General features: G+C 65.2%; 29 protein-coding genes. 9 read left to right on the top strand and 20 right to left on the bottom strand.

What is annotated here, in order from left to right; genetic code table 11:
• Positions 1-7: 7 nt before the first annotated feature.
• Positions 8-781 (bottom strand): tRNA1(Val) (adenine(37)-N6)-methyltransferase, encoded by a 774-nt coding sequence (locus AC2FMN_RS10350; RefSeq protein ID WP_496688005.1) that lies wholly within the window; start codon positions 779-781, stop codon positions 8-10.
• Positions 778-993 carry a putative signal transducing protein gene (locus AC2FMN_RS10345; protein ID WP_496683000.1) on the bottom strand — a complete coding sequence of 72 codons (216 nt, stop codon included), beginning with the start codon at positions 991-993 and terminating at the stop codon, positions 778-780. The genes AC2FMN_RS10350 and AC2FMN_RS10345 overlap by 4 nt, the downstream gene beginning before the upstream one ends.
• A gap of 56 nt (positions 994-1049) precedes the next feature.
• Here AC2FMN_RS10345 and AC2FMN_RS10340 point away from each other — a divergent pair, with 56 nt between their 5' ends.
• Positions 1050-2048: a polyprenyl synthetase family protein gene (locus tag AC2FMN_RS10340; protein WP_496688003.1), complete on the top strand. Its 999-nt coding sequence runs from the start codon at positions 1050-1052 to the stop codon at positions 2046-2048.
• Here the strand turns inward: AC2FMN_RS10340 and AC2FMN_RS10335 are convergent.
• The 4 genes from AC2FMN_RS10335 to soxR form a co-directional block, all read right to left on the bottom strand.
• Positions 2041-2862, bottom strand: a complete 822-nt coding sequence (locus tag AC2FMN_RS10335) for a 4-(cytidine 5'-diphospho)-2-C-methyl-D-erythritol kinase (protein WP_496688001.1) — start codon at positions 2860-2862, stop codon at positions 2041-2043. The genes AC2FMN_RS10340 and AC2FMN_RS10335 overlap by 8 nt on opposite strands.
• Positions 2852-4519 (bottom strand): tetratricopeptide repeat protein, encoded by a 1668-nt coding sequence (locus AC2FMN_RS10330; RefSeq protein ID WP_496687998.1) that lies wholly within the window; start codon positions 4517-4519, stop codon positions 2852-2854. The genes AC2FMN_RS10335 and AC2FMN_RS10330 overlap by 11 nt, the downstream gene beginning before the upstream one ends.
• Before the next feature lie 150 nt (positions 4520-4669).
• Positions 4670-6316, bottom strand: coding sequence for an electron transfer flavoprotein-ubiquinone oxidoreductase (locus AC2FMN_RS10325; protein ID WP_496687996.1), 1647 nt, complete (start codon positions 6314-6316; stop codon positions 4670-4672).
• 136 nt (positions 6317-6452) lie between these two features.
• The gene (soxR, locus tag AC2FMN_RS10320; protein WP_496683011.1) at positions 6453-6908 is read right to left on the bottom strand and encodes a redox-sensitive transcriptional activator SoxR; all 456 of its coding nucleotides are present in this window, start codon (positions 6906-6908) and stop codon (positions 6453-6455) included.
• 90 nt (positions 6909-6998) lie between these two features.
• On the opposite strand from soxR, the gene AC2FMN_RS10315 reads away from it, so the two are divergent.
• The 3 genes from AC2FMN_RS10315 to AC2FMN_RS10305 all read left to right on the top strand — a co-directional run bounded on the left by AC2FMN_RS10315 (position 6999) and on the right by AC2FMN_RS10305 (position 9093).
• A complete protein-coding gene (locus AC2FMN_RS10315; RefSeq protein WP_496687993.1) occupies positions 6999-7379 on the top strand; it encodes a VOC family protein in 381 nt (126 codons plus the stop codon).
• A 238-nt stretch (positions 7380-7617) separates the two neighbouring features.
• On the top strand, positions 7618-8088 hold the full coding sequence (gene greA / locus AC2FMN_RS10310; RefSeq protein WP_496687990.1) for a transcription elongation factor GreA: 471 nt from the start codon (positions 7618-7620) through the stop codon (positions 8086-8088).
• A 12-nt stretch (positions 8089-8100) separates the two neighbouring features.
• Positions 8101-9093: a hypothetical protein gene (locus tag AC2FMN_RS10305; protein WP_496687987.1), complete on the top strand. Its 993-nt coding sequence runs from the start codon at positions 8101-8103 to the stop codon at positions 9091-9093.
• 89 nt (positions 9094-9182) lie between these two features.
• On the opposite strand, the gene AC2FMN_RS10300 is transcribed toward AC2FMN_RS10305, so the two are convergent.
• From AC2FMN_RS10300 to AC2FMN_RS10280, 5 genes are all read right to left on the bottom strand, one after another.
• The gene (locus tag AC2FMN_RS10300; RefSeq protein ID WP_496687984.1) at positions 9183-9581 is read right to left on the bottom strand and encodes a GNAT family N-acetyltransferase; all 399 of its coding nucleotides are present in this window, start codon (positions 9579-9581) and stop codon (positions 9183-9185) included.
• Between the two features lie 113 nt (positions 9582-9694).
• The gene (locus AC2FMN_RS10295) at positions 9695-10954 is read right to left on the bottom strand and encodes a molybdopterin-binding protein (RefSeq protein WP_496687981.1); all 1260 of its coding nucleotides are present in this window, start codon (positions 10952-10954) and stop codon (positions 9695-9697) included.
• A gap of 20 nt (positions 10955-10974) precedes the next feature.
• Positions 10975-11484 carry a molybdopterin-guanine dinucleotide biosynthesis protein B gene (gene mobB / locus AC2FMN_RS10290; protein ID WP_496687978.1) on the bottom strand — a complete coding sequence of 170 codons (510 nt, stop codon included), beginning with the start codon at positions 11482-11484 and terminating at the stop codon, positions 10975-10977.
• Positions 11481-12137, bottom strand: a complete 657-nt coding sequence (gene mobA, locus AC2FMN_RS10285) for a molybdenum cofactor guanylyltransferase MobA (RefSeq protein ID WP_496687975.1) — start codon at positions 12135-12137, stop codon at positions 11481-11483. The genes mobB and mobA overlap by 4 nt, the downstream gene beginning before the upstream one ends.
• Positions 12127-13071, bottom strand: a complete 945-nt coding sequence (locus AC2FMN_RS10280; protein WP_496687973.1) for a formate dehydrogenase accessory sulfurtransferase FdhD — start codon at positions 13069-13071, stop codon at positions 12127-12129. Before AC2FMN_RS10280 ends, mobA begins: the two co-directional genes overlap by 11 nt.
• Between AC2FMN_RS10280 and AC2FMN_RS10275 the strand changes: the two genes are divergently transcribed.
• Complete coding sequence (locus tag AC2FMN_RS10275) at positions 13070-13786, top strand: AzlC family ABC transporter permease (protein WP_496687970.1); 717 nt, start codon at positions 13070-13072, stop codon at positions 13784-13786. The two genes, AC2FMN_RS10280 and AC2FMN_RS10275, sit on opposite strands and share 2 nt — an antisense overlap.
• Entirely contained in the window at positions 13783-14115 is a 333-nt protein-coding gene (locus AC2FMN_RS10270; RefSeq protein ID WP_496683035.1) for an AzlD domain-containing protein, read from the top strand. The genes AC2FMN_RS10275 and AC2FMN_RS10270 overlap by 4 nt, the downstream gene beginning before the upstream one ends.
• Here AC2FMN_RS10270 and AC2FMN_RS10265 read toward each other — a convergent pair.
• The 7 genes from AC2FMN_RS10265 to AC2FMN_RS10235 all read right to left on the bottom strand — a co-directional run bounded on the left by AC2FMN_RS10265 (position 14104) and on the right by AC2FMN_RS10235 (position 20636).
• A complete protein-coding gene (locus AC2FMN_RS10265; RefSeq protein ID WP_496687967.1) occupies positions 14104-14736 on the bottom strand; it encodes a hypothetical protein in 633 nt (210 codons plus the stop codon). The genes AC2FMN_RS10270 and AC2FMN_RS10265 overlap by 12 nt on opposite strands.
• Before the next feature lie 16 nt (positions 14737-14752).
• Positions 14753-14887 carry an aa3-type cytochrome c oxidase subunit IV gene (locus AC2FMN_RS10260; RefSeq protein WP_496683040.1) on the bottom strand — a complete coding sequence of 45 codons (135 nt, stop codon included), beginning with the start codon at positions 14885-14887 and terminating at the stop codon, positions 14753-14755.
• Between the two features lie 68 nt (positions 14888-14955).
• Positions 14956-15540 carry a hypothetical protein gene (locus AC2FMN_RS10255; protein ID WP_496687965.1) on the bottom strand — a complete coding sequence of 195 codons (585 nt, stop codon included), beginning with the start codon at positions 15538-15540 and terminating at the stop codon, positions 14956-14958.
• Positions 15527-17365, bottom strand: a complete 1839-nt coding sequence (locus AC2FMN_RS10250) for a glycerophosphodiester phosphodiesterase family protein (RefSeq protein ID WP_496687963.1) — start codon at positions 17363-17365, stop codon at positions 15527-15529. The genes AC2FMN_RS10255 and AC2FMN_RS10250 overlap by 14 nt, the downstream gene beginning before the upstream one ends.
• 64 nt (positions 17366-17429) lie before the next feature.
• The gene (locus AC2FMN_RS10245; protein WP_496683048.1) at positions 17430-17882 is read right to left on the bottom strand and encodes a DUF6173 family protein; all 453 of its coding nucleotides are present in this window, start codon (positions 17880-17882) and stop codon (positions 17430-17432) included.
• 4 nt (positions 17883-17886) lie between these two features.
• Positions 17887-18933, bottom strand: a complete 1047-nt coding sequence (locus AC2FMN_RS10240; RefSeq protein WP_496687960.1) for an MBL fold metallo-hydrolase — start codon at positions 18931-18933, stop codon at positions 17887-17889.
• Positions 18933-20636 (bottom strand): acyl-CoA dehydrogenase, encoded by a 1704-nt coding sequence (locus tag AC2FMN_RS10235; RefSeq protein ID WP_496687957.1) that lies wholly within the window; start codon positions 20634-20636, stop codon positions 18933-18935. The genes AC2FMN_RS10240 and AC2FMN_RS10235 overlap by 1 nt, the downstream gene beginning before the upstream one ends.
• A gap of 135 nt (positions 20637-20771) precedes the next feature.
• Here AC2FMN_RS10235 and AC2FMN_RS10230 point away from each other — a divergent pair, with 135 nt between their 5' ends.
• Positions 20772-21722 carry an L-threonylcarbamoyladenylate synthase gene (locus AC2FMN_RS10230; RefSeq protein ID WP_496687955.1) on the top strand — a complete coding sequence of 317 codons (951 nt, stop codon included), beginning with the start codon at positions 20772-20774 and terminating at the stop codon, positions 21720-21722.
• Here the strand turns inward: AC2FMN_RS10230 and AC2FMN_RS10225 are convergent, their stop codons facing one another.
• Entirely contained in the window at positions 21723-22277 is a 555-nt protein-coding gene (locus AC2FMN_RS10225) for a YqgE/AlgH family protein (protein WP_490359821.1), read from the bottom strand.
• Between the two features lie 144 nt (positions 22278-22421).
• Here AC2FMN_RS10225 and AC2FMN_RS10220 point away from each other — a divergent pair, with 144 nt between their 5' ends.
• Together AC2FMN_RS10220 and AC2FMN_RS10215 are read left to right on the top strand one after the other, a co-directional pair.
• A complete protein-coding gene (locus AC2FMN_RS10220) occupies positions 22422-23234 on the top strand; it encodes a protein-disulfide reductase DsbD domain-containing protein (RefSeq protein ID WP_496687953.1) in 813 nt (270 codons plus the stop codon).
• Between the two features lie 4 nt (positions 23235-23238).
• Positions 23239-23670, top strand: coding sequence for an NUDIX hydrolase (locus AC2FMN_RS10215; protein ID WP_496683059.1), 432 nt, complete (start codon positions 23239-23241; stop codon positions 23668-23670).
• Here AC2FMN_RS10215 and AC2FMN_RS10210 read toward each other — a convergent pair.
• A partial coding sequence (locus tag AC2FMN_RS10210) for a hypothetical protein (RefSeq protein ID WP_496687951.1) occupies positions 23637-23882 on the bottom strand: 246 nt, incomplete at its 5' end. The genes AC2FMN_RS10215 and AC2FMN_RS10210 overlap by 34 nt on opposite strands.

Below are 23882 nucleotides of genomic sequence, written 5' to 3'. Positions count from 1 at the left end.
TCTTTGCCTAAAGCTGCCCGGGCCAGCGCAGCGGCCGCCCGTGTCGCAGGACATCGGACACCGCGGGCGCATAGCTGTCCTCGTCGCGCTCATGGCGGTCGCCTTGATGCAGAATCAGCGGCGCATGCAGGCGAAACGCAGCCCGCCCGCCTTTGCGCGCGCGCAAGATCACCAATTCGGCGGCTCGTCCTCGGCGCGGCGCCAGGGGCAGGATTTCGAGCGACCCCAGCCGATCCGTGCAGGCGGCCATAAGGTCCGGCAGGCGGTCGGCGCGTTGTATCATGTGCAGATAGCCGCGCGGCGCCAGACGACGGGCCGCGGCCTCGACCCATGCGACCAGCGGGGTTTGTTCACCCAGCGCGATGCGCCGACCGGCATCCGCGGCGGCGCTGTGCGCACCGGCACGGTAATAGGGCGGGTTCGCGATGACGTGATCGAACTGAAGCTGGCGCAGCTCGGACGGCAACTGGGCCAGATCAGCGGCGTAGGCCGACAGGGCAATGCCGTTTTCGCGTGCGTTCCGCCGGGCCAGATCCGCATAGGCCGGCTGCAATTCCACACCATTCAGGCGTAGATCAGGAACCCGGGCACCGAGGCAAAGAACCGCAGCTCCGGCCCCGCACCCCAGTTCCAGCACGGACTGGCCGGGGCTGGCCGGAACCGCCGCGGCAAGCAGAACCGGATCGACCCCGGCCCGATATCCGTCGCGCGGCTGCAAAAGGCGCAGGCGCCCGCCCAGAAAATCGTTGCAGGTCAGATCGGTATCGGCAAACGCGGTCATCGCCCCAAGGGAATGTCGTTGTCGCGCATTACGCGCTGCGCGCGCGAGAGATCTTCGGTCCGGACCATCAGCCTGCGGGGGAAGATGCCGATGCCGCCTTCGAGCACGCTCATATTTACGTCCATCTCAAAGCAGTCTATATCCTCGCCCTCAAGGAGAGCGGACGCAAAGGCCATGACGGTCGGATCGGTGCTGCGCAGAAGTTCTTTCATGGGGATGGATGTAAGGGCAAGGCGGGGCGAAAGTCGAGCCTTGTGACAGGAGTGTGATGGACATCGGCACGATCTCGAAACCGCATGAGCGACTGGCCGAGCTGCTGGCCGGCGAAATGGACGCGGTGAACACGTTGATCCGCACCCGCATGGCCTCGGAGCACGCGCCCCGCATCCCCGAGGTGACCGCGCATCTGGTTGAAGCGGGCGGCAAGCGCCTGCGCCCGATGCTGACCTTGGCTGCCGCGCGGCTGTTCGGCTATGGCGGCGATCATCACATCCGCCTGGCCGCCACGGTCGAATTCATCCACACCGCCACGCTTTTGCATGACGACGTCGTGGACGAGAGCGCCCAGCGGCGCGGCCGGCCCACCGCCAACCTGCTGTGGGACAACAAGTCCAGCGTGCTGGTCGGCGACTACCTGTTTTCGCGCAGCTTCCAGTTGATGGTGGAAACCGGGTCTTTGCGGGTTCTGGACATTCTGGCCAATGCCTCGGCCACCATTGCCGAAGGCGAGGTGCTGCAGATGACCGCTGCCACCGACCTGCGCACCGACGAGAGCGTGTATCTGCAGGTCGTGCGCGGCAAGACCGCGGCGCTGTTTTCCGCGGCGACCGAGGTGGGCGGCGTGATCGCCGGCGCCTCCGAGGAGCAGGTCCGGGCGCTGTTCGCCTATGGCGACGCGCTGGGCATCGCCTTCCAGATCGCCGACGACCTGCTGGACTATCAGGGCGACAGCGAGGCCACCGGCAAGAACGTGGGCGACGATTTCCGCGAGCGCAAACTGACCCTGCCCGTCATCAAGGCGGTTGCGCAGGCCACCCCCGAGGAACGCGCCTTTTGGGAGCGCACCATCGAAAAAGGCCGCCAGCAGGATGGCGACCTGCAACACGCGCTGGGCCTGATGCACAAATACCGCACGCTGGACGCCACCCGCGCCGATGCGCTGGGCTGGGCCGCCAAGGCCAAGGCGGTGCTGGCGGTTCTGCCCGACCATGAAATCCGCGACCTGTTGCGGGATATGGCCGACTATGTCGTGGCGCGCCTCAACTGAGCGTCACCGCCCGGCACCACCAATCCGCCTGCGCAACACCGATCTCGTAAGCTGCGAAATGCGCGGCCTTCATCGTTGGGTACAGCGCGAAACAGGTCGACCCCGACCCGGACATCCGCGCTAGCAGCACATCCCGCGTACCTGACAACGCATCCAGTACATCCGCGATTTCCGGAGCAAGACCAATCGCTGCGGGCTGCAGGTCGTTGCGCTGCCCGCGCAGCCAGTCGGCACAGTGTTCCGGCCCGTCAAACGCCGGCAGGTCGGCCGGCATTGCAGGATTGTCGTGCGCGGCCAAGGCCTTGAACACCGGCCCAGTGGGCACCGGCACACCGGGATTGACCAACAAGGCGGGAAGCGGCGGCAAAGCGACCGGGCTGATCCGGTCCCCGATGCCCTGCATCCGCGCCGCGCGGCCCAAGGTGCAAACCGGAACATCGGCGCCCAGGGCCAGCGCAATGTCCAGCGGGATCTCGGCGCCTTCGGGTGACAGAAGCCGCAAGGTGGCCGCCGCATCCGACGACCCGCCGCCAATTCCGCCCCCGTGCGGCAGCACCTTGTCCAGATGAACCCGCCCCCGCCAGCCCATCGCCTGCGCCGCCTTCCAGACCAGGTTTCGCGCGTCGGTCGGCACGCCTTCGGCATGTTCGCCAGTCACTAGGATTGAAAGATCGGGGCCTGGCTCCAGGGTCAGCCTGTCGCCCAGATCGGCGAAAGCCGTCAGCGAATCCAGCAGGTGATAGCCATCGGCGCGTCGGCCGGTCACATGCAGGGTCAGGTTGATCTTGGCGGGTGCGAAACCCTCAATTGCCATTGGCGACCTTCAGCGGTTCGGCCCCCTCTTCGGCCAGCACAGCGTCGAGGCCGATCTCGAGCTTGCGGCGGATGCGGTCCGGGTCCGCCTCGCCATCGGTGTCTTCGGGGTCGATGAAGGACAGGGCGCGCTTCCATTGGGTCTCGGCCTCACGCAGGCGTCCGACGGCCCAGTAGACATCGCCCAGATGGTCGTTCACTACCGGATCCACCGGCATCAGCTCGACCGCGCGTTCCATGTGTCCGACCGCCTCGTCATAGCGGCCCAGCCGGAACAGCACCCAGCCCAGACTGTCGACGATATAACCGCTGTCGGGTTGGGCCGCCACGGCGCGTTGGATCATCTCAAGCGCCTCGTCCAGCTTTTCCCGCCGCTCGACCAGCGAATAGCCGAGGTAGTTCAGAACCTGCGGCTGATCCGGGTTCAGTTCAAGCGCCTTGCGGAAATCGGCCTCGGCCTTGTCCCAGTTCTTCAGTCGCTCGTGGCTGATGCCGCGCGCATAGTACAGAAACCAGTTGCCGTCGGAGTTCGCCTCGGTCAGCTCGATTGCGCGGTCATAGGCGGTGACGGCCGCGGCATAGTTCTCCTGCCGCCGCTGAAGGTCGGCCAGCGCGACGTGAACACCGGGCAGGTCGGGCTGCCGCGCGGCAAGGTTTTCCAGCACTTCGGCGGCGGCGTCGGTCTTGCCCATCCGGGCAAGGACATCCGCCCGGCCCAGTTCGGCAACATGGAAATCACTGCTGGAGGGCGGCACCATCCGATAGGCGGCAACCGCCAGATCATGCTGCTCCAACTCCTCCAGCAACTCGGCGCTGAGGAGAATGGCGTCGATGTGATCGGGCCGCAGATAGGTCGCCACGCGGGAATACAAAAGGACATAATCATGCGCCGCCTCGGTGTTCAGCGCCGCGCCGACGGTAAAAAAGACCTCGGCCACGCCGTCCTGCGCCGACCGGACATGCGTGAAAGGCAGGGTTTCCTCGGCCTGCAACCGGGCTGTATAGGCCTCGATGGTCGGATCGCTGCCCGAAGCAAAGACCGTTTCAAGGAATTGCAGCGCGTCGGCGTTGCGGTCCAGTTGCGACAGAATCTCGACTCGCGCCAGTGCCGCCCGGCGCGAGAACCGCGCGACGCGCCCCTCATCGGCGCCGAAAATCGCTTCGGCGCCTTCGAAATCACCCACCGAGGCAAGCGCCAGCGCCTTGTGATACAACGCAAATTCTCGCAGCCCGTCCTGCGCGGCGACGGTATCGAACTGCTCCATGGCCTTGGTCATCTCGCCCTGGCCGATATGCGCCCAGGCCAGCATCAGCCCGTCAACCAACGGGCCCACGCCCTGGCTCTCGGGGTCGCGGGCCATAAGTTCGGCGAATTGCCCGCGTTGCACCAGATTGGCGGCGATGACCATGCGCGCAGCCTGATTGACGAAACCGTCGGCCTCCATCTCTTGCGCCAGGGGCAGGGCCCGTTCGATTTCGCCCAGGGCCACGCGGGCCAACAGGACGCTTTCCATCAAACGCTGATTCTGGGGATCGAATGCCAGCGCCCTGGTGTAGTATCTTTCGGCGGCGGCATAATCGCTTTCATAAATCGCCTGCCGGCCGGCCAGATAAGCCCCTGCACCGGTGTCCGCCACCGCCGAAACACTCAGAGACATTCCGAGAACCGCGGCCCATGCCGCACGATGCACCAGAGAAACCACCAAGAACCTGCCTTGTCTGCCTGTACCTGCAGCACAAGCTAGGGCCTTGGCCGACCAGAGGCAATGGCCCAGCGGTCACGGCTGTGCCATTGCCCCGTTTCCTGCCTACATGTTGGGATAGTTCGGACCGTCCCCACCCTGCGGCGTGGTCCAGTTGATGTTCTGGCTGGGATCCTTGATGTCGCAGGTCTTGCAGTGCACGCAGTTCTGGAAGTTGATCACGAAACGCGGCTGATCCTCGTCGCGCACGATCTCGTAGACGCCCGCCGGGCAGTACCGCTGAGCGGGTTCGTCATATTTCGGCAGGTTCACTTTCACCGGGATCTGGGGGTCGGCCAGCTTGAGGTGGCAGGGCTGGCTTTCCTCGTGGTTGGTGAAGGAAAACGCCACATTGGTCAGCCGGTCGAAGGACAGGGTGCCGTCGGGTTTCGGATAGTCGATGGGCTGATGCTTGCTGGCTTCTTCGGTGGCTTCGGCATCGGTCTTGCCGTGACCTAGCGTGCCGAACAGCGAAAAGCCCAGTGTGTTGGTCCACATGTCCAGACCACCCAGAGCCAGCGAGGCGGTCAGGCCCCATTTCGACCACATCGGCTTAACGTTGCGGACCTTTTTCAGATCGGCGCCGATGGCACCGTTGCGCACTTCGGTCTCGTAATCGGTCAACTCGTCGCCACCGCGGCCGGCCTTGATGGCCTCGAACGCGGCCTCGGCGGCTGCCTTGCCCGACAGCATCGCGTTGTGGTTGCCCTTGATCCGAGGCACGTTGACCATGCCCGCCGAACAGCCCAGCAGAGCCACGCCCGGCGCCACCAGCTTCGGCATCGACTGGTACCCGCCCTCGGTGATCGCGCGGGCGCCATAGGCCACGCGCTTGCCGCCTTTCAGCAGGTCGGCCACCATCGGGTGATGCTTGAACCGCTGGAATTCCATGTAGGGGAACAGGTGCGGGTTCTTGTAGTTCAGGTGCACCACGAAGCCCACATAGACCTGGTTGTTTTCCAGGTGATAGATGAACGACCCGCCCCCGGCATTGCCGCCCAGCGGCCAGCCCATCGTGTGGGTGACGCTGCCTTCCTTGTGCTTGGCGGGGTCGATCTCCCAGATCTCTTTCATGCCGATGCCGTATTTCTGCGGCTCTTTCCCGGCCTGCAGGTCATATTTGGCGATCACTTCCTTGGACAGCGACCCACGCACCCCTTCCGAGAGGAAGACGTATTTTCCGTGCAGTTCCATCCCCGGTTCGGTGTTGGGGCCATAAGATCCGTCAGGCTCCAGCCCGAACACGCCGGCCACGACACCCTTGACCTCGCCATTGTCGCCATAGACCAATTCTGAACAGGCCATGCCGGGGAAGATCTCGACGCCCAGCGCCTCGGCCTGTTCGGCCATCCATCGGCAGACATTGCCCATCGAGACGATGTAGTTGCCGTGATTGTTCATCAGCGGCGGCATCGGCCAGTTCGGGATGCGCAGCTGGCCGGCCTCGCCCAACATATAGAAATTGTCTTCGCGCACAGGCACGTTCAGAGGCGCGCCCTTTTCCTTCCAGTCGGGGATCAGCGCATCCAGGCCGCACGGGTCCAGCACCGCGCCCGACAGGATATGCGCGCCAACCTCGGACCCCTTTTCCAGCACCACGACGTTCAGATCTGCGTCGAGCTGTTTCAGACGGATGGCCGCAGACAGGCCCGCGGGGCCTGCGCCCACGATCACCACGTCGTATTCCATCGCTTCGCGTTCAATTTCGGCCATCGTGGGCTCCTCCGCTAACTATCCGAATTGGCGCCTGGGGCGCGGGCTCGGCGAAATTTTGTTTCCCGGCTGATTACCTGCTGGAAAAGACCTTGGTCAATCAAAACACGGCGTAACATTGCTGCAATGCGGCAGATCAGCCCTCGGGCGCGTCACCCATCAGGTACCTGGGACCGCTACCATAGGTTTTTGCCCGGTCGTCGGGGTTGTAGAGTGCGCATTTCGGCAGGCTCAGGCAGCCGCAGCCGATGCAGCCGTCCAGATTGTCACGCAGACGCAGCAGAGTGTCGATTCGCTGATCCAGATGCGCGCGCAGGCCAAGGCTGATCTTTTTCCAATCCGCAGGTGTAGGCGTGCGGTTGTCGGGCAGCCCGGCCAGAACCTCGCGGATTTCAGGCAGGGTCAGGCCGAACTGCTGGGCGATCATCACGAAACTCAGCCGACGGATGTCGGCGCGCTGGTACCTCCGCTGACCGCCCGGATTGCGCCACGGGGAAATCAGCCCCTGCGCCTCGTAATAGCGGATGGCGGATACCGCCAACCCCGTGCGACGCGCCAGCGCGCCGATGGAAAGGCCCTCGGATGCGGGCATGATCTCCTCCCGAAAAAAATCTCTTGAGCTAAAGTTAGGTTTAGGAATTACGGTGAGTCGAAACAAGCCTGAACATGAAAAGGAGACCCCATGATGGCGACGCTGGAACACACGAACTTCACCGTCCGCAACCCGCAGGCGACCGCCGTCTGGATGCAGGACGTATTCGGATGGAAAACCCGCTGGGAAGGCCCGGCCATCGCGGGCGGCTATACCGTGCATGTGGGCAGCGCGCATACCTATCTGGCGCTTTACGCCCCGGCCGACCCGAAACCGTCGGGCGAAAGCAGCTATGACACCATCGGCGGGCTGAACCATGTGGGCGTGCTGGTCGAGGACATCGACGCAACCGAAGCCAAGGTCCGCGCCGCGGGCTTCGAGCCGCACAACCACGCCGATTATGAACCCGGTCGCCGGTTCTATTTCGACGACGACAACGGCATTGAATTCGAGGTCGTTCAATATGATTGAGATGCTCTGGTTCGGCGCCGAGGCGCATCGTTGGAAACGCGGTGATCTGCTGGGGCATCGGCACAATCGGAAACCCCCACCACCCCGACGGCGTTAAGTTGCGGATTGCAGGGACCAAACCCCTTGGCCTCTTGCATTTCACGCCATATTTGGGTCAGGTAATTGCCAACCGATCTTTCGCCCCGACGCTGGTCTCATGCGGCGGGGCGACTCAATTTGTGCGTGGAAAAAAGAAGATATGGAAAAGATCCCGATGACGCCCGCGGGCTTTGCCGCGCTCGAGGCAGAGCTCAAACAACTCAAGTCCGTTGAACGCCCCGCGATCATCGAGGCCATCGCCTCGGCGCGCGAACTGGGCGACCTGAAGGAAAACGCAGAATACCACTCGGCCCGCGAAAAACAGGGCTTCATCGAAGGCCGCATCAAGGAACTGGAAGGCGTTCTGTCGCTGGCGGACGTGATCGATCCGACCAAACTGTCGGGCGCGATCAAGTTCGGCGCCAAGGTCACGCTGGTGGACGAGGACACCAACGAGGAAAAGACCTGGCAGATCGTGGGAGAGCATGAGGCCAATATCGAAAAGGGCCTGCTGAACATCAAATCGCCCATCGCCCGTGCCCTGATCGGCAAGGAAGAAGGCGACAGCGTCGAAGTGCGCACCCCCGGCGGCGTGCGCTCGTACGAAGTGCTGAGCATCCACTACGCCTGATCGGAGCGCGCCATGTCGGGCCAAGACCCTGATCCGGACAGCAAACGGCCCACCTGGCTGGGCATCTATGACCGTCCGGGCCGCCCCAGCGTCACCGGGATCGAGATTGCGGCCGCGGCCCTCAGCCTGATCTGGCTGGTGGTGGCCGTGGTCTTTCTGGTGCTGCCCGAGCAGACGCAGGCCGGCAGTTTCATCGTGATGCTGCTGGCGGTGTTCATGCCGGTGGCGATGATCTGGGTCGGGGCGCTGGCCATGCGCGCCAGCCGCATCATGCGCGAAGAAAGCGCCCGGCTGCAGACCGCGATCGACGCGATCCGCCAAGCTTATGTATCGCAGCAACAGCGGTCGGCCAGCACCTACGAACCCGCGGTGGCCCGGAAACTGGATGAAATCGCTGCGGCTGCCCGGCACACCCAAAGCACGCTGGCCACGTTCTCCAGCAAGCGGCGGGATCTTGCGCCGCAGGCAAGACCTGCTGCGCCCTCGGGCCAGACCTCGTTGGAACTGGGCACCCCGGTCGAAGAGTTAGCGACTCCTCTGCCCACCGACATTTTCATCCGCGCGCTGAACTTTCCCGAAACCGCCGAGGACACCGAAGGCTTCAACGCCCTGCGCCGCGCCATGAAAGACCGCAAGACCGCGCAACTGGTGCAGGCCGCCGAGGACGTGCTGACCCTGCTCAGCCAGGAAGGCATCTACATGGACGACCTGCGCCCCGACATGGCCCGCCCCGAGGTCTGGCGGCAGTTCGCCAAGGGCGAACGGGGACGTGCGGTCGCCGCGTTGGGCGGTATCCGCGACCGGTCGTGCCTGGCGCTGACCTCGGCGCGGATGAAGCAGGACCCGATCTTTCGCGATGCGGTGCATCACTTCCTGCGCCGCTTCGACACCATGATCGTCGAGTTCGAACCTCAGGCCAGCGACGCCGACCTGACCGCTTTGGGCGACACGCGCACGGCGCGCGCCTTCATGCTGCTGGGCCGGGTGGCCGGAACCTTCGACTAGCCACCGTCCGGCACCACCCACCGCATTTTCGTGGCCGAACTGAAGCCGAACAGGTGTTTGAACGGGCCGGTACGGTCCTGCCCGATCTCCTAAAACCCTTCGCGCTTGTACAGGATACGCGCGCGCGGGTTGGTGTCGATCACGTCCAGTTGCACCTCGTGCATGCCCAACCCCTGTGCCTCGTCCTTGATCGCCCGCAGTAATAGGGTCCCGACACCCTGCCCGCGCGCCTCGGTCGCTACGCATATGCCATCCAACTGGAACACGCCCGGCTTCAGGTCGCGCTCCAGAACGCTCAGGATCAGGCCGCGCCATAGGGCGCCGAACCAGCCATAGACCCGGGCCAGATCCGCCGGCCCGCCCCCAGCCCGCCCTGCGTCAGCCCGCCGTCGCGGGTCTTTTGCCCCGCCAACCCCGGCATCCGACCATCCGCATCCCGCGCCACCAGAGCGAAATCGGGGTTCAGCGCCCGTTCGAAAAAAGGCCATGCCGCGCGCGTCCGGCCTTATGACGCGCGACAGTTTGCCCAAAAACGCCTGCCAGAACCGCTCAGCCGCCCGCGCGGGCGCATCGGGGGAAAACCCGCGAGAGACCGAAACCGTCACAGGCCGAAACTGCCATAGGGTATGAAGCGAATCGGGTCTCCGGGCTGGATGTCCAGCGGGCCGTCCGGCAGTTCGACCAGCCCTTCGGCCCAGCTGAGCCCGCTGATGCGACCCGACCCTTCCGAGTGGAACACTTCGACCCGACCGTCGCGGACCCGGGCGCGCAGGTATTCACGGCGGCCCGGTTTCTTGCGCTTGGCGAACGCGGCGGGCAAGTCAAAGCCCTGCGGCTGCTGCCAACCCTCTCCCGCCATCAGGCCCAGCGCGGGCCGGGCAAAGATCAGAGTGCAGATCATCGCCGCCACCGGATTGCCCGGCAGGCCGAACACCGGCGTGCCCCGCCACAGGCCCAGCGCCAGCGGGCGGCCCGGCTTCAGCGCGATGCGCCATTCCTGCAAGGCCCCCGCCGCCCGCAACAGGGCCGAGACATGATCCTCGTCCCCCGCCGAAGCGCCGCCGCTGGTCAGGATCGCGTCGGTCTGTTGCGGGGCCTGGTCCAGCCGGTCTCGCAGCACGGTCCGGTCGTCACCCACGCGGCCCAGATCGACCGGCACAAAGCCCATCCGTTGCAGCATCGCCAACAGCATCGGGCGGTTCGCATCATAGATCTGACCCGGCCCCGCGGCCTGGCCCGGATCACGCAATTCATCGCCGGTGGACATAACCCCCACGCGCAAGGGGGTGCGGACCGGGACCTCGGCCACGCCCACCGCCGACAGCAGCGCCAGATCGGCGGGTGTCAGGCGTCGCCCGGCAGGCAGAACCAAGGCTCCAGCCTGCACGTCTTCGCCCGCCTTGCGCGTGTTGGCACCGGCCTTCAAAGGCCCATTGAAGGCGATGTGGCCGTCCTGCACGGCCACATCTTCTTCGAGAATGACGGTGTCCACCCCCTCGGGCAGCGGTGCGCCGGTCAGAACGCGCAGCGCCTGACCCGCCGGCACAATCCCCGCGAAAGGCACACCCGCCGCCGCGCGCCCCTCGGTCAGCAGCAAGACATGCGGGCCCTCGGGCCGACCACCGGCAAAGCCGTACCCGTCCACCGCCGTGTTGGGCAGCGGCGGATTCGACCGTTGTGCGATCACGTCCTGCGCTAGAACGCGCCCGCAGGCTTGACCAACGGGCAGGGTCTCGACATTGGCAACCGGGTGCAACCGGTCGCGCAACAGGGCCAGCGCGTCATCGACCGGGGTCCATTCGACCCCCGGCGGCAGGGCGAAACAGTCGTTTTTCAGCGGTGGAGGCGCAATCTTCGGCATGATCCGGTCCTCGGGCATGGTCAGGGGCTGGGCCGCGGCCCCAAGCCGACCTCGGCTAGGATGAAATCGGCAATGGCCGGCGTGTCGTTCAGATCAAAGACCGGACGGTCCAAATCCAGCGGCGTGTCGCTGGCCACCGCGCGGATCGTCGGATCGTCGGCGGCGATCAGCGGGTTTCCGGGCTGGGCGCGAAAGGCCTCGACCTTGGGGTGGCGCGCGTGCTTGTAACCCTCGACCAACACCAGATCGACCGGGGACAGACGCACTAGAAGGTCGTCCAACGGCGGCTCGGGCGCGCCGCGCAGCTCTTGCATCAAGGCGATGCGGCGGCTGGATGCCAGCAGGACCTCGGACGCCCCGGCGGTTCGGTGACGGTGGCTGTCGGTGCCCGGCTGGTCCACGTCAACCGCGTGGTGAGCGTGTTTGACGGTCGAGACACTGAACCCGCGTCCAGTGATCTCAGCCACTAGCCGCTCCATCAATCCGGTCTTGCCCGCATTCTTCCAGCCGGTAACGCCATAGACCTTCATGCCCGCTCCAACAGTTGCTGCGCCCGGATCAGATCTTGTGGCGTGTTGACGTTGAAGAACGGATCGAAAGGATCGGCCGGAAACAGCGCCTCGCGCCCGTCATGGTGGTCGGTCCACAGAACCACCTTGCGCAACCCGTCCGTCAGGGCCGCGCGCAGGTCGTCGCGCAGAGCCACCGGCCACAGGCCAAAGGTCGGGTGCCGGTTGATCCGGCGGCCACCGCCGGATTTCAGCGCCTCGTCACCGGTGCGCGGCGTGGTGGCCAGAACCAGCGGATGAGCCTGCCCCTGCGCCGCCAGCACTAGCCGGTCGACCAGATCGCGCGGGAAGAACGGCGTGTCGGCGGCAGCGGTGACGATACAATCAGCGCCCTGCCCCGCCGCCCAATCCAACCCGGCCAGCACACCCGCCAAGGGACCAGCGTAACCCGCGATGCTGTCCGGCAGGACCGGCAGGCCAAGATCAGCAAAGCGTGCCGGATCGCCATTGGCGTTCAGCGCCAGCCCGGCCACCTGCGGCACCAGCCGGTCGATCACATGCGCCAACAAGCTTTGCCCACCCAGTTGCAACAACCCCTTGTCGCCGCCGCCCATCCGCGTGGCCAGACCTCCGGCCAGTATGACGCCGAGGGGGCGTGATGTTTCAACTCCCATCGGCACTTTTCCTTCGGTGCTTCCGGTCCTCGACCGGCACGCTGGCCGGGTCCGCGTCGCGCAGCAGCCGGTCCTCGCCCGACAGGCACACAAAGCGCTGGCCGCGCATCCGGCCGATCAGGGTCAGGCCGACCTCGCGCGCGATTTCGACGCCCCAGGCCGTAAAGCCCGATCGCGAGGCCAGAACCGGGATGCCCATCATCGCCGTCTTGATCACCATCTCCGAGGTCAGCCGCCCGGTGGTGTACAGGATCTTGTCGCCGGCCGCCTCGCCTTCGGACAGCATCCAGCCGGCGATCTTGTCCACCGCGTTGTGGCGGCCCACGTCCTCCATATAGACCAGCGGGCGACTCTCGCGACACAGAACCGTGCCGTGGATCGCCCCGGCCTGCAGGTACAGCGATGGCGTGCGGTTGATCTTGGCCGCCAGATCATACAGCCACGAGGTGCGCACCTGAACCTGCGGCAGGCGCACGCCTTCCAGCCCCTCCATCATGTCGCCGAACACCGTGCCCACCGCGCAGCCGCTGGTGCGGGTCTTTTTCTTCAGCTTGTCCTCGTACGAGGTTTCGCGGGCGGTGCGCACCACCACGGTCTCCAGATCGTCATCGTAATCGACGCGCGTGATCTCGTCATCGGGGCGCAACATGCCCTGGTTGCGCAAAAATCCCAGAGCCAGATATTCGGGGTAATCGCCGATGGTCATTGCGGTCACGATCTCTTGCGAATTGAGGAAGATCGTCAGCGGGCGCTCTTCGACGACCGAGATACGGCTGACCTCGCCATTCTGGTCCACCCCCTCGACCGCGCGGGTCAACCGCGCCGCGCCCGGATCGGGGGCGATGATGTATTCCGACAGATCGACTTCAGTGGCCAATTGCAACCCTCTCTCTGACCCGCTACTGCTGCGCAGACCACCATAGGATCTAGCCATGGCAACCTCCACATCCAAGTCATACTATTGGCAGGGTTTTCGCGACGGGACCCCGTTCGTCTTCGTGGCGGTGCCCTTCGGCACTCTGTTCGGCGTCTTCGCGACCGAGGCCGGGCTGAACATCGTGCAGACCATGGCCTTTACTTCAACCGTGTTCGCGGGGGCCGCGCAGTTCGCCGCCCTGCAACTGCTGCAGGACGGAACGCCCACCGCGATCATCCTGATCTCGGCCCTGGCGGTGAATCTGCGGATGGCGATGTACTCGGCCTCGCTGACGCCCTATCTGGGCGCGGCGCCGCTGTGGCAACGCGCCTTCGCCGCCTATCTGACGGTGGACCAGTCCTATGCCTGCTCGATCGTGCAGTTCGAGAAGGAACCAGGCATGACCGTCGCCCAGCGCATGGCGTATTTCGTCGGCTCGGTCACGCCGATCACGCCGCTTTGGATACTGGCCACCTATCTGGGCGCGGTTCTGGGCACGCGAATTCCCGAAAGCTGGGCGCTGGATTTCGCTCTGCCGATCACCTTTCTGGCGATGATCGGCCCGATGATGCGCACCCCGGCTCATGTGATCGCCGCGCTGGTGGCCATCATCGTGTCGCTGCTGTGCGCAGGGGTGCCGTACAATCTGGGCCTGCTGATCGCAGGCTGCGCGGGCATGGTGGCCGGGGCGCAGGCGGAGGTGATGCTGGAACGTAGAAAGGCCCTGCCATGAGCGCGCCCGATCCGATCACCATCTGGACCATCATCCTCGGGCTGGCGATCGGCAGCTACGGCTTGCGTTTCGTCTTCATCGGCCTGATCGGAGACCGGCCGATGCCGCCTTGGCTGCTGCGGCATCTGCGCTATACCGCGGCGGCAATTCTGCCGGCGCTGATTGCGCCGCTGGTGGTCTGGCCGACCGCAACGGGTGGCCAGCCCGACCTGCCCCGTATGTCGGCCGCGGTGGTCGCGCTGAGCGTGGGCCTGATCACCCGAAACGTGCTGGCCGCGATCTTTGCCGGGGCCGGCACGCTGTACGGGATGCTCTACCTACTGGGCTGAGGCCGTCTCAAGCTGGTTGAGCAGCGCATTGTTCGCGGCCAACCCGGCCTGCAGATCGGCGCTGTCATTTTCCCGGTATTCCGTCGTGACGACCCCTGGAATCTGTCCGAACTGATCGGACAGCTTGACCGGATAGAAAGTGGTCTTGATCTGTTCGAACCCCGGCACCTGCTGCAGCAGCCGCGCGGCCGAGTGGGCGCAGTAGGCCCCCGGAACCGGGCCCAACTGTTTGGCCACTTGATAGGCGATCTCGGCCTGCTGGGGCGTCACCTGGATGGTCTGGATGCGCGCATAATGCGTCTCACGCGCGTGCGAACTGCGATAGGCGCGCTCGACCGCGGGGGTGATGCCATAAAGAACGTCATCCTTGATCGGCACCACATCGGCACGGAATGACCCGGCCGGGTCGAAGATCACCCGCTCGCTAGCGCTGATCATCAGCGACGTGTGCGCTCCAGCCCCCGTGCGCGTGTTGATCATCGTGTAGAGGGTCAAGGTCGGCGGACCCGGATCGCGGTACGACCGCGCCACGATCTCGGCCGGATCGGCCTGAGGGCGTTGCGAGCCAGTACAGCCCGCCACCGCAACCGCCAGCAGGGAGGCGATCAGAATCCGCAACATGCCGATCTTTTCTGGATCAGGCCGCGAAGATCGCGAGGAACAGAAGAACGAAGAAGATCACCGCCACCGACCAGGTGGTGAACTTGACGAAACCGTTGAAAGTTTTGCTCTGTTCGGTGATGTCCATCTCGCCGTGCTTGTAGTCAGCCATGTGTCCAAGAATCCCAATTCGCGTGTTTGCCCGATTGGATAAATGATATTTTCGGCCGTGTCACGACGTCAATCGCGCGCAGTTAGACCATCTTGATCCTGCCCCGGCGGTTCTCCGGCAAATATCGAACAGTCCGGGTAGCCAAACCCCCAGCGCCACGGCAGTCCGGTGCAGGGCCCGCCGCCGAAACGCACCGCCATATACATCGCCTCGGCCGTGATCGACATGGCCGAAATCACCTGTTGGGGCGTCATGTCATAGCGGGCGGCATAGTCCTGGGCCTGATCGGCCCCGAAATCCTTGACGCATTGGCGCAAGGCCCGGTCGGCGGCGAGGCGCGCGTCATAGCTGGCCTCGGGCGTCACCGCTCCGCCCGCATCGTGATAGGCACGGTCATGTGTCACGCAGCAGGATTCCCACGGCGGGTGTGCCTCGTAGACCGCGGCGAAGCTGGGAAAAGTGTCCGCGACCAATCGCCAGCTGGCCGACATACCGCCCGAACAGCCGTCGCTTTCGAACGGCGTCAGCGAATGATCCACCGATTGAGAGATCAAGGCCCGGTGCGCCGGCAGTTCCACACTGCGCATCACGTCTTGCGCGGCAACGGGCAGAGCTAGGCAGGCCAGAAGCGGCCACAGCTTACGGGCTTTCATCGCGCATCGCCTCGGTATCGACCGACAGGCCAAAGGTCGTGGCCAACCACAGCAGCAGCCGCTCGCCAGGTTCCATTTCGGCGCGGACACGCAGCACCTCACGCGCCATGGCAGGGCGGTCGGTGATCAGACCATCGACTCCCATCGAGGCCATCGACGACATCTGCAGCGGGTCATTCACCGTCCAGACATATATATCCTTGCCTGCATCATGGACCGAGCGGATCAGCCCGGGCGTGACCATCCCGGCATTCACCGCGACGAAATCGCCCTCCAGCCCGGTCAGATCGCCCACCGCCGTGGCGGCCAGAACGCCGGCGCGCCAGTCCGGGCGCAGCGCCTTCATCTTCTGCACCGCCGGGTATTTGAGCGACATGGTGGCGATGTCCTGCTCCATCCCAAATTCTTCGACGATGGCGGCCACGCGGTTTTCCAGGTCCACGTCATGGCCATAGTATTTCAGTTCGATGATGACCTTGGATTTACCATTCGCAGCTTGAAGAACCTCGCGCAGGGTCGGAGTGCGCTGATCGGCATATTCAGGCCCGAACCAACTGCCGATGTCGATCTGCGCCACATCCTCTATCGTGGCATCCCAGACCTTCAGATTGACCCCGCCCAGCTTCATGAAGTCGCTGTCATGGGCCACGATCACCTCGCCGTCGGCGCTTTCCTGCACGTCGATCTCGACCCAGTCGGCCCCGTCTTCGATAGCCTTCAGGACCGAGGCCATCGTGTTTTCCGGCCGCAGCGCCGCCGCGCCCCGGTGGCCGATCACGTCGGCATGATCGGGCGCCGATACCCGGTCCAGCACGTCCTGGCTGAACCAGATACCGGCCAGCAGGGCGGCGACGGCGGCGGTGACGGTCACCAAAACCGGGGCACGCAGGTTTCCGGCTTCGGGATGAGGAAGCTCTGCCGCCCGCGGTTCAAAAAACGCATCCAGCAGAACCGCCAGCGCGCCCAGCGCCACCGCCGCCAGCACCAATCCGGCCAGAGACCACAGCCCGGCCACCAGCAGGCTGAGCGTCAGGGCAAACCGCAGGTTCGTGCCCTGTTCGAGAGGTACAAGGTGGAACAACAGGCTGGCCGCGGCGGCAATCAGCGCGGCGATCGCCAAACGTACGACCAGCCACAGCGCCAGGTCGATCTTCAACCGGCCGCGCTTGCCCTCCATTCGCCGGGCACTTTCGGCAAAGGCCCCTGAAGGGGCAACGCCCTCGAACAGCACCAGATGCAGGGCCAGCGCCCAGGCCGACAGGCGGCGGATCAGCACCCAAGCCAACGCCAGCACCACGAGTCCGATCAGCGAGACGGCCACCCGGAAAGCGGGCGGGTGAAAGGTCAAGTAATAGTTGATGTCGTATTCGGTCAGCGTCCACCACGCGATCAGGCCCGCGACCGCCACGAAGGGCACCGCCAGGACAAGAACGCGCAGAATGAAGCGCACCGCGAAGGAAAACAGCGACGGCAGGCGCGACAGGATCAACCGCAAGGCCGACCCGCCCGCCCGCCATGGGTCACTGTCGCCGATCCTGAGCGATCCGGCCATGACCGAAAAGACGAACACCTCGGCCAGCAGGAACAGGCCCAGAATGACCACCGCCGCCACGAAACCAACCGGCGACAGGATGAACATCGCGATGTCCTGATCGGTCAGCGCTGTTTGATCGGACATCATCACCGCCAGGTTCACGGTGAAAGCGACACCGGGTGCGATCAGCGCGATCAGCAGCAGCCGCACCGCCAGATAGATGGGGACAAAGGTCCGGCGCCGGGCCCACGCCCCGCGATAGGCTTCTGTTACGGTTGAGAAATGTGACACGCCGGCCCCCTTCGAATGCTGAATTCATTCAAGGCCGCGCAGATGCGAATTGCAAGCGTGACGCTCAGCCTTCCTCGAGCTTGGCCGCTAGGCGGAAGCCGATGCGGGTGGCGGGCTTGTCCTCGACCGTTTTGGGCAGGGCGCGCAGCATGACGTTCAGCTGGCTGACATGCTGCACCAGCTGGGTGCGTGCGCCCGAACCGTCCGAGCCGTAGAAAGTGATCACGTCGGGGTCGAAATATCCCATCCCCTCGATCCGCATCACACCGGCGTCACCGCCGGTAAAGCCCATGGCGACCTCGTGATCGGCATCCAGCGTTTCTTCGAAATTCTGGATGTACAGGATCAGCCGCTCATACGCCCATTGGGCGGGGCTTTTGCTGTTGACCGGCTGGCGCAGGGGTTCGGGCAGATCCTTGGTGCCCGACGTGCTGTCCGGGTCGGCATGCACCTCATAAAACCGGGGCAGAGCCGCCGCTTCGGCGGCCTCGGCCGAGGTTTCGATCTTGTCCTGCATCGTCTCAACCTTTGCGCTGATACACCCATGCGCCGTCCTCACGGCGCGCCCGGGTCACGGCTCCAGTGTGATAAAGATGGTTCAGATGCGCAACCGCCTCGACCAGAGCAAGACCGTATTCACCTTCACGGATGGAACGTTTGAACAGGGGCACAAAACAGTCCGACGCCGCCTTGGGCGCGTTCAGATCGTCCAGCAGGCGTGCAAGAGCGCTGTGATGGTTCTCGATTAGTTGTTTCATGCGGATCGGCAGGCCGACAAAGGGCAGCTTGTGCCCCGGCAACACCAACTGATCGGGCCGCGCCAACTGTTGCAGGCGCTCGCAGGCTTCCAGCCAGTCAGCCACCGGGTCGGCCATCGGTTCGGTGGCATAGACGCCCAGGTTCGGGCTAATCGAGCTGAGGATCTGGTCGCCCGAGATCACCAGATTGTCGTCGCGGCTCCAGAACGTGGCGTGTTCGGGGGCATGACCATTGCCCATATGCACGTCCCAATCACGCCCGCCCATGCGGATCACGTCGCCCTGCTTGATGCGGACAAAGCCCAGAGGCATCGGATAAACCGTGTCGGCAAAATTGAAGGGCCGCTCGGACATGCGCTTGGCCAGGATCTCGGGGGCCATGCCGGCGCTGCGGTAGAACTCCAGCGTCTCTTCCGGCCAGTTCTCCTGCACGTCCAGCGTCAGCATTCGCGCGAACAGCCATGCGGTACGGCTCGAAACCAGATCGGCGCCACGCTCCGACTGGAACCATCCGGCATTTCCGACGTGGTCAGGGTGGTGATGCGTAACCACCACCCGGATCACCGGCTTGCCCGCAAGCGGCCCGGCCATAAGGTCGGACCACAGGCCGCGCGTCTTTTTCGATGAAATCCCGGTGTCGATCACCGTCCAGCCATCGCCGTCATCAAGCGCGTAGACGTTAACGTGGTCCAGCGCCATCGGCAGCGGCAGGCGCATCCACAGCACGCCCTCGGCGATTTCGGTGGCCTGTCCGGGCGCGGGCGGCTCGGGCCAGGGATGGCGAAACGCCGGAGGCCGCGCGCCGTCCATCACGCGGCCAGTTCGTCGGCGCTGAGCGCGAACAGGTCTTTGGCCCCGATCTGCACCTGATCCAGCAGGCCCGCGTATTCCGGCAGGCGCGCGGCGATGTAGTACCGCGCCAGCTTGGCGCGCGGACCATCCGGATCGGCCAAAGCGGCGATCAGGTGGTAATGCGCGCCCAGCACGCGAGCAAAGGCGTTCAGATAGGCCACGGCCCCGGCAAAGCGGTTGTTCATGTCCTCTTGCGCCACCAGCCACTCGGTCGCCTCGCGCAGGGATTCGGTCGCCTCCCATACCGGGCCGGCCAGCTCGGGCACGGTGGCGCGGGCGCGCTCGGCGTGATCTTCGATCTCGTCCAGCAGGCGGGCGGCGGCTTCGCCCCCGTCCATCATCTTGCGGCCAACAAGGTCCATGGCCTGAATGCCGTTGGTACCCTCGTAGATCGCGGTCACGCGGACATCGCGGTAGTACTGCGCGGCGCCGGTTTCCTCGATATATCCCATGCCGCCATGCACCTGAACGCCGGATTCTGCCACGCGCATGCCGGTCTGGGTGCCGAACGCTTTGCAGATCGGGGTCAGCAGGGCCGCCCGCGCGGCCCAGTCGGCGTTGCCGGTGGCCTTGGCCATGTCGATGGCCGCGGCATTTGCCAGCATGATCGCACGGGCGGCGAACAGGTCGGCCCGCATGTCCATCAGCATCCGGCGCACATCGGCATGATCGATGATCGTGCCCGAAGGCGTCTTGCCCTGCTTGCGTTCCAGAGCATAGGCCAGCGCGTGCTGATAGGCGCCCTCGGCCGCGCCCACGCCCTGACCGCCGACGCCGAGGCGCGCGTTGTTCATCATCGTGAACATGGCGGCCATGCCCTTGTGTTCCTGGCCCACCAGCCAGCCCTTGGCGCCGTCATACTGCATCACGCAGGTGGGCGAGCCATGCAGGCCCATCTTGTGTTCCAGCGACACCACCTTCAGGTCATTGGCCACGCCCGGATTGCCGTTATCATCGGGGATGAACTTGGGCACCAGGAACAGGGAAATCCCCTTGGTCCCCGGCGCGCCATCGGGCAGACGGGCCAGAACCAAGTGGCAGACATTCTCGCAGAAGTCATTGTCGCCCCAGGAGATGTAGATCTTCTGCCCGGTCACCGAATAGGTGCCATCGCCGTTGGGTTCGGCCCTGGAGGTCAGCGCGCCCACATCCGACCCGGCCTGCGGTTCGGTCAGGTTCATCGTACCCGACCATTCGCCCGACATCAGCTTGGGCAGGTACAGCGCCTTGAGTTCCTCGCTGGCGTGGTGTTCCAGCGCCTCAATCTGACCCTGACTCATCAGCGGGGCCAGTTGCAGCGACAGGCAGGCGGCGCTCATCATCTCGTTCACCGCGGTGGTCACGGTCATGGGCAGGCCCATGCCGCCGTATTCCGGATCACCGCTCATGCCGATCCAACCACCCTCGGCGATGGCTTTCCAGCCATCGGCATAGCCCGGCGAGGTCCGCAGAACCCCGTTTTCCAGCCGCGCGGGGTGCAGATCGCCGGGGCGCTGCAGCGGGGCCATCACCTCTTCGCACATCTTGCCGGCCTCGGTCAGGATGGCGCTGACCACGTCCGGGGTGGCCTCGGCGAATTTCTCGGTCGCGGCGACGTCCTTGAAGCCCACGACGTGGCCCAAAAGAAACTCGTAATCGGAAATAGGCGCGCGATATGGCATGGTTTCCCCCGGAAATCCTGTGTTGGTCGCATTGTCGGGCTTGGCTTCTACGGCCCGCGTCGGTATTCATCCAAGCTTGTTCGATTACCTATCCGTCCGCCTGTTGCAAGCAACCAAAACGCCGCGTCACCAGCCATGAGCTTCCAGAACACGCAGAGTCTGACCGCCGATGCCGCCGGAATCGCCGACGCTGCCGAGTTGCTGCGCCAGGGCCGGCTGGTCGCCTTTCCGACCGAGACGGTCTATGGGCTGGGCGCCGATGCCCGCAACGGCAACGCGGTCGCGGCGATCTATGCCGCCAAGGGCCGGCCCAGCTTCAACCCGCTGATCGCCCATGTCGCCTCGGTCGAGGCGGCGCAGCGCCACGTGGAGTGGTCGGATCAGGCCCAGCAGCTTGTGGATGCCTTCTGGCCCGGCCCACTGACGCTGGTGCTGCCGCTGCGGGCGGGGCACGGGGTGTCGTCGCTGGTGACGGCGGGGCTGGACACGCTGGCCGTTCGGGTGCCGGCCCACCCCACCGCACAGGCGCTGCTGCGCGCGGTCGACGGACCCGTGGCTGCGCCGTCGGCCAACCCATCGGGGCGGATCAGCCCCACCACCGCGGCCCATGTACGCGAAGGTCTGGACGGGCGCATTGCCGCGATCCTGGATGATGGTCCCTGTGCCGTAGGCCTGGAATCGACCATCGTCGGGCTGGCTGGCGCACCGGCCCTGCTGCGCCCGGGCGGTGTCGCCGCCGAGCAGATCGAAGCCGCTCTGGGCACGAAGCTGAGCCATCACAAGCCCGGTGACCTGCTGACCGCGCCGGGGCAGTTGCAGTCGCACTACGCCCCGGACGCCCCTGTTCGACTGAACGCCGAACAGCGCCGGGGGGACGAGGTGCTGCTGGGCTTCGGGCCGGTGGCCTGCGATCTGAACCTGTCGGAACGGGGCGACCTGCTCGAGGCTGCTGCGAACCTGTTCGCCTATCTGCACAAACTGGACAAATCCGGGCGTCCGATCGCGGTCAGCCCGATCCCCGGCCACGGCTTGGGCGCCGCAATCAACGACCGCCTGCGCCGCGCCGCCGCCCCGCGCAATTCCTGATCAGGCCCGCCCGGCGCTGGCCGACAGAGTCAGCGGATCCACCCCCAGCGTAGCCAGAGCGGCCTCCCACTTGTCATCGTCGGGCAGATCAAAGACCAGTTTCGAGGTCGCCTCGGCGGTCAGCCAGCCATTCAGGCCGATCTCTTCTTCCAGCTGCCCCGGCCCCCAGCCGGAATAGCCCAGCATCAGCATCGCGTTCAGCGGCCCCTTGCCCGCGGCGATATCCTCGAGCACGTCCAGCGTGGCGGTCATGCTGAAATCGCCGGCCACATGCAGCGAATGCAGGTTCGCGTCATAGTCGGAACTGTGCAGAACGAACCCGCGCGACAGCTCGACCGGGCCGCCGAAATGCACCAGGCGCTCGCCCACGATCGGGATCTGACAGGGGATGTTCAATTGGCCCAGCAACGTCTTGACCCGCAGGTCCGACGGCTTGTTCACGATCAGACCCATCGCGCCATCCTCGCCATGGCTGCAGATGTAGACCACCGAGTGGTCAAAGCGGGGATCGCCCATTCCGGGCATCGCGATCAACAGTTTTCCGGTCAGATCCATCGGTTGAAGACTCTTTCTTCGTATTCCCCCACAATGGCCCCGCGTGCCCCGGATTGGCAAGGGATCACGCCAGATTTCGCAGCTTTGCCGCAGGTGACCGGAACGTGACTTGGCAAACCGGGCCACAACACGCATGTATGAACCATGACCAGCATGTTCAAATCCCTTGCCACGATCCTGTCGACCTGCCTTTTTCTGGCCGCGCCGGTCCGGGCGCAGGGCGTGGACGACATCGTGCAACTCGACATCCTGGATGGAGGGTTGTCGCAGGACGGCACCTATCTGGGCGCTCTGCGCCTGCGGCTCGAGGATGGCTGGAAGACCTATTGGCGCGCGCCCGGCGATTCCGGCATTCCCCCTCAGTTCGACTGGGGCCGGTCCGACAATGTCGGCGCGGTGTCCGTCATCTGGCCCGCACCCGAGGTATTCGACCAGAACGGCCTGAAATCGATCGGCTACGCCAGGCAGGTCGTGCTGCCGATCAAGATCACGCCCAAGACCGCCGGCCAGCCGGTTCGGCTGAGGGGCGAGGTCGATCTGGGCGTCTGCAAGGACGTGTGCATTCCGGCCACGCTGGGCTTTGACCACGCGCTGGACGCGGGCGCGCCTCGCAATCCCGCCATTGCCGCGGCATTGGCACAGAGGCCCTATTCCGAGCGCGAAGCCGGCGTATCATCCGCCACCTGCCACCTGAAACCCACGGCGGATGGCCTGTCGGTGCAGGTCAGGATCTCGATGCCGCCGGCCGGCGGTGCGGAAGTGGCGGTGATCGAACCGGGCAACCCCGCGCTGTGGGTATCACCGGCCGAAACCACCCGGCAGGGCGGCACCCTGATTGCCTCGGCCGAGGTGGTCAGCGCCGACGGCGGGCCCTTTGCTCTGGACCGGTCCAACCTGCGGATCACGGTTCTGGGCGCGCGCCACGCAGTCGACATCCGCGGCTGCAGCGCCGGTTGACCCTATGAGCCGGTTCCCCCGAATCGGCGCCCTGGCCGTGGTGGTGCAGGACGGGCAGGTGCTGCTGGTACAGCGCAGCAAGACCCCAGATGCGGGGCTTTGGGGATTTCCCGGTGGGCATGTGGAGTGGGGCGAGACCGTCCTGCAGGCCGCAGCCCGCGAGTTGCTAGAGGAAACCGGCGTGACCGCCAGCCCGCAGCACTATCTGGGCAACCTGGACCTGTTGCACCGAGACGAGACCGGGCAAGTCCGCGCGCACTACCTGCTGGTGGGGGTGGCCTGCCGGTTCGAGTCGGGCACGCCCAAGGCCGGCGACGACGCGCTCGACGCGGCCTGGTTTCCCACCGAACGTATCCTAAGCGGCGCCCTGCCGATGAGCGCGCGCGTGCCGGAACTGCTGATTCAGGCCCTAGCCCGGGCCGAGAACCGCGCGTAGAGCAGGCTCGACACCAGCATCCCGACGACCAGAATGACCACGGCTCCTGCCGCAAAGGCACCCAGCCCCATGCGCAGGATCGCAGGCCCGTCAGGCCCGCCGTAAAAGCCCGCGACAACCCCGGCCGGGGCGCCCGCAACCAACGGCCAGACCATCGTGACCATCATCCACATCAGCATCGCGGCACCGGTACCCATGGCCGAGGCGCGCAC

The organism is Ruegeria sp. BHSC037 (assembly GCF_059613045.1).
This window is presented reverse-complemented; position numbering and strand designations above follow the sequence as displayed.

Excerpts from the sequence above, each read along its gene's own strand:
- AC2FMN_RS10350 (WP_496688005.1), bottom strand. The coding sequence starts at position 781 with ATGACCGCGTTTGCCGATACCGATCTGACCTGCAACGATTTTCTGGGC.
- AC2FMN_RS10345 (WP_496683000.1), bottom strand. The coding sequence starts at position 993 with ATGAAAGAACTTCTGCGCAGCACCGATCCGACCGTCATGGCCTTTGCG.
- AC2FMN_RS10340 (WP_496688003.1), top strand. The coding sequence starts at position 1,050 with ATGGACATCGGCACGATCTCGAAACCGCATGAGCGACTGGCCGAGCTG.
- AC2FMN_RS10335 (WP_496688001.1), bottom strand. The coding sequence starts at position 2,862 with ATGGCAATTGAGGGTTTCGCACCCGCCAAGATCAACCTGACCCTGCAT.
- AC2FMN_RS10330 (WP_496687998.1), bottom strand. The coding sequence starts at position 4,519 with ATGTCTCTGAGTGTTTCGGCGGTGGCGGACACCGGTGCAGGGGCTTAT.
- AC2FMN_RS10325 (WP_496687996.1), bottom strand. The coding sequence starts at position 6,316 with ATGGCCGAAATTGAACGCGAAGCGATGGAATACGACGTGGTGATCGTG.
- soxR (WP_496683011.1), bottom strand. The coding sequence starts at position 6,908 with ATGCCCGCATCCGAGGGCCTTTCCATCGGCGCGCTGGCGCGTCGCACG.
- AC2FMN_RS10315 (WP_496687993.1), top strand. The coding sequence starts at position 6,999 with ATGATGGCGACGCTGGAACACACGAACTTCACCGTCCGCAACCCGCAG.
- greA (WP_496687990.1), top strand. The coding sequence starts at position 7,618 with ATGGAAAAGATCCCGATGACGCCCGCGGGCTTTGCCGCGCTCGAGGCA.
- AC2FMN_RS10305 (WP_496687987.1), top strand. The coding sequence starts at position 8,101 with ATGTCGGGCCAAGACCCTGATCCGGACAGCAAACGGCCCACCTGGCTG.
- AC2FMN_RS10300 (WP_496687984.1), bottom strand. The coding sequence starts at position 9,581 with ATGGCCTTTTTTCGAACGGGCGCTGAACCCCGATTTCGCTCTGGTGGC.
- AC2FMN_RS10295 (WP_496687981.1), bottom strand. The coding sequence starts at position 10,954 with ATGCCGAAGATTGCGCCTCCACCGCTGAAAAACGACTGTTTCGCCCTG.
- mobB (WP_496687978.1), bottom strand. The coding sequence starts at position 11,484 with ATGAAGGTCTATGGCGTTACCGGCTGGAAGAATGCGGGCAAGACCGGA.
- mobA (WP_496687975.1), bottom strand. The coding sequence starts at position 12,137 with ATGGGAGTTGAAACATCACGCCCCCTCGGCGTCATACTGGCCGGAGGT.
- AC2FMN_RS10275 (WP_496687970.1), top strand. The coding sequence starts at position 13,070 with ATGGCAACCTCCACATCCAAGTCATACTATTGGCAGGGTTTTCGCGAC.
- AC2FMN_RS10280 (WP_496687973.1), bottom strand. The coding sequence starts at position 13,071 with ATGGCTAGATCCTATGGTGGTCTGCGCAGCAGTAGCGGGTCAGAGAGA.
- AC2FMN_RS10270 (WP_496683035.1), top strand. The coding sequence starts at position 13,783 with ATGAGCGCGCCCGATCCGATCACCATCTGGACCATCATCCTCGGGCTG.
- AC2FMN_RS10265 (WP_496687967.1), bottom strand. The coding sequence starts at position 14,736 with ATGTTGCGGATTCTGATCGCCTCCCTGCTGGCGGTTGCGGTGGCGGGC.
- AC2FMN_RS10260 (WP_496683040.1), bottom strand. The coding sequence starts at position 14,887 with ATGGCTGACTACAAGCACGGCGAGATGGACATCACCGAACAGAGCAAA.
- AC2FMN_RS10255 (WP_496687965.1), bottom strand. The coding sequence starts at position 15,540 with ATGAAAGCCCGTAAGCTGTGGCCGCTTCTGGCCTGCCTAGCTCTGCCC.
- AC2FMN_RS10245 (WP_496683048.1), bottom strand. The coding sequence starts at position 17,882 with ATGCAGGACAAGATCGAAACCTCGGCCGAGGCCGCCGAAGCGGCGGCT.
- AC2FMN_RS10240 (WP_496687960.1), bottom strand. The coding sequence starts at position 18,933 with ATGGACGGCGCGCGGCCTCCGGCGTTTCGCCATCCCTGGCCCGAGCCG.
- AC2FMN_RS10235 (WP_496687957.1), bottom strand. The coding sequence starts at position 20,636 with ATGCCATATCGCGCGCCTATTTCCGATTACGAGTTTCTTTTGGGCCAC.
- AC2FMN_RS10230 (WP_496687955.1), top strand. The coding sequence starts at position 20,772 with ATGAGCTTCCAGAACACGCAGAGTCTGACCGCCGATGCCGCCGGAATC.
- AC2FMN_RS10225 (WP_490359821.1), bottom strand. The coding sequence starts at position 22,277 with ATGGATCTGACCGGAAAACTGTTGATCGCGATGCCCGGAATGGGCGAT.
- AC2FMN_RS10220 (WP_496687953.1), top strand. The coding sequence starts at position 22,422 with ATGACCAGCATGTTCAAATCCCTTGCCACGATCCTGTCGACCTGCCTT.
- AC2FMN_RS10215 (WP_496683059.1), top strand. The coding sequence starts at position 23,239 with ATGAGCCGGTTCCCCCGAATCGGCGCCCTGGCCGTGGTGGTGCAGGAC.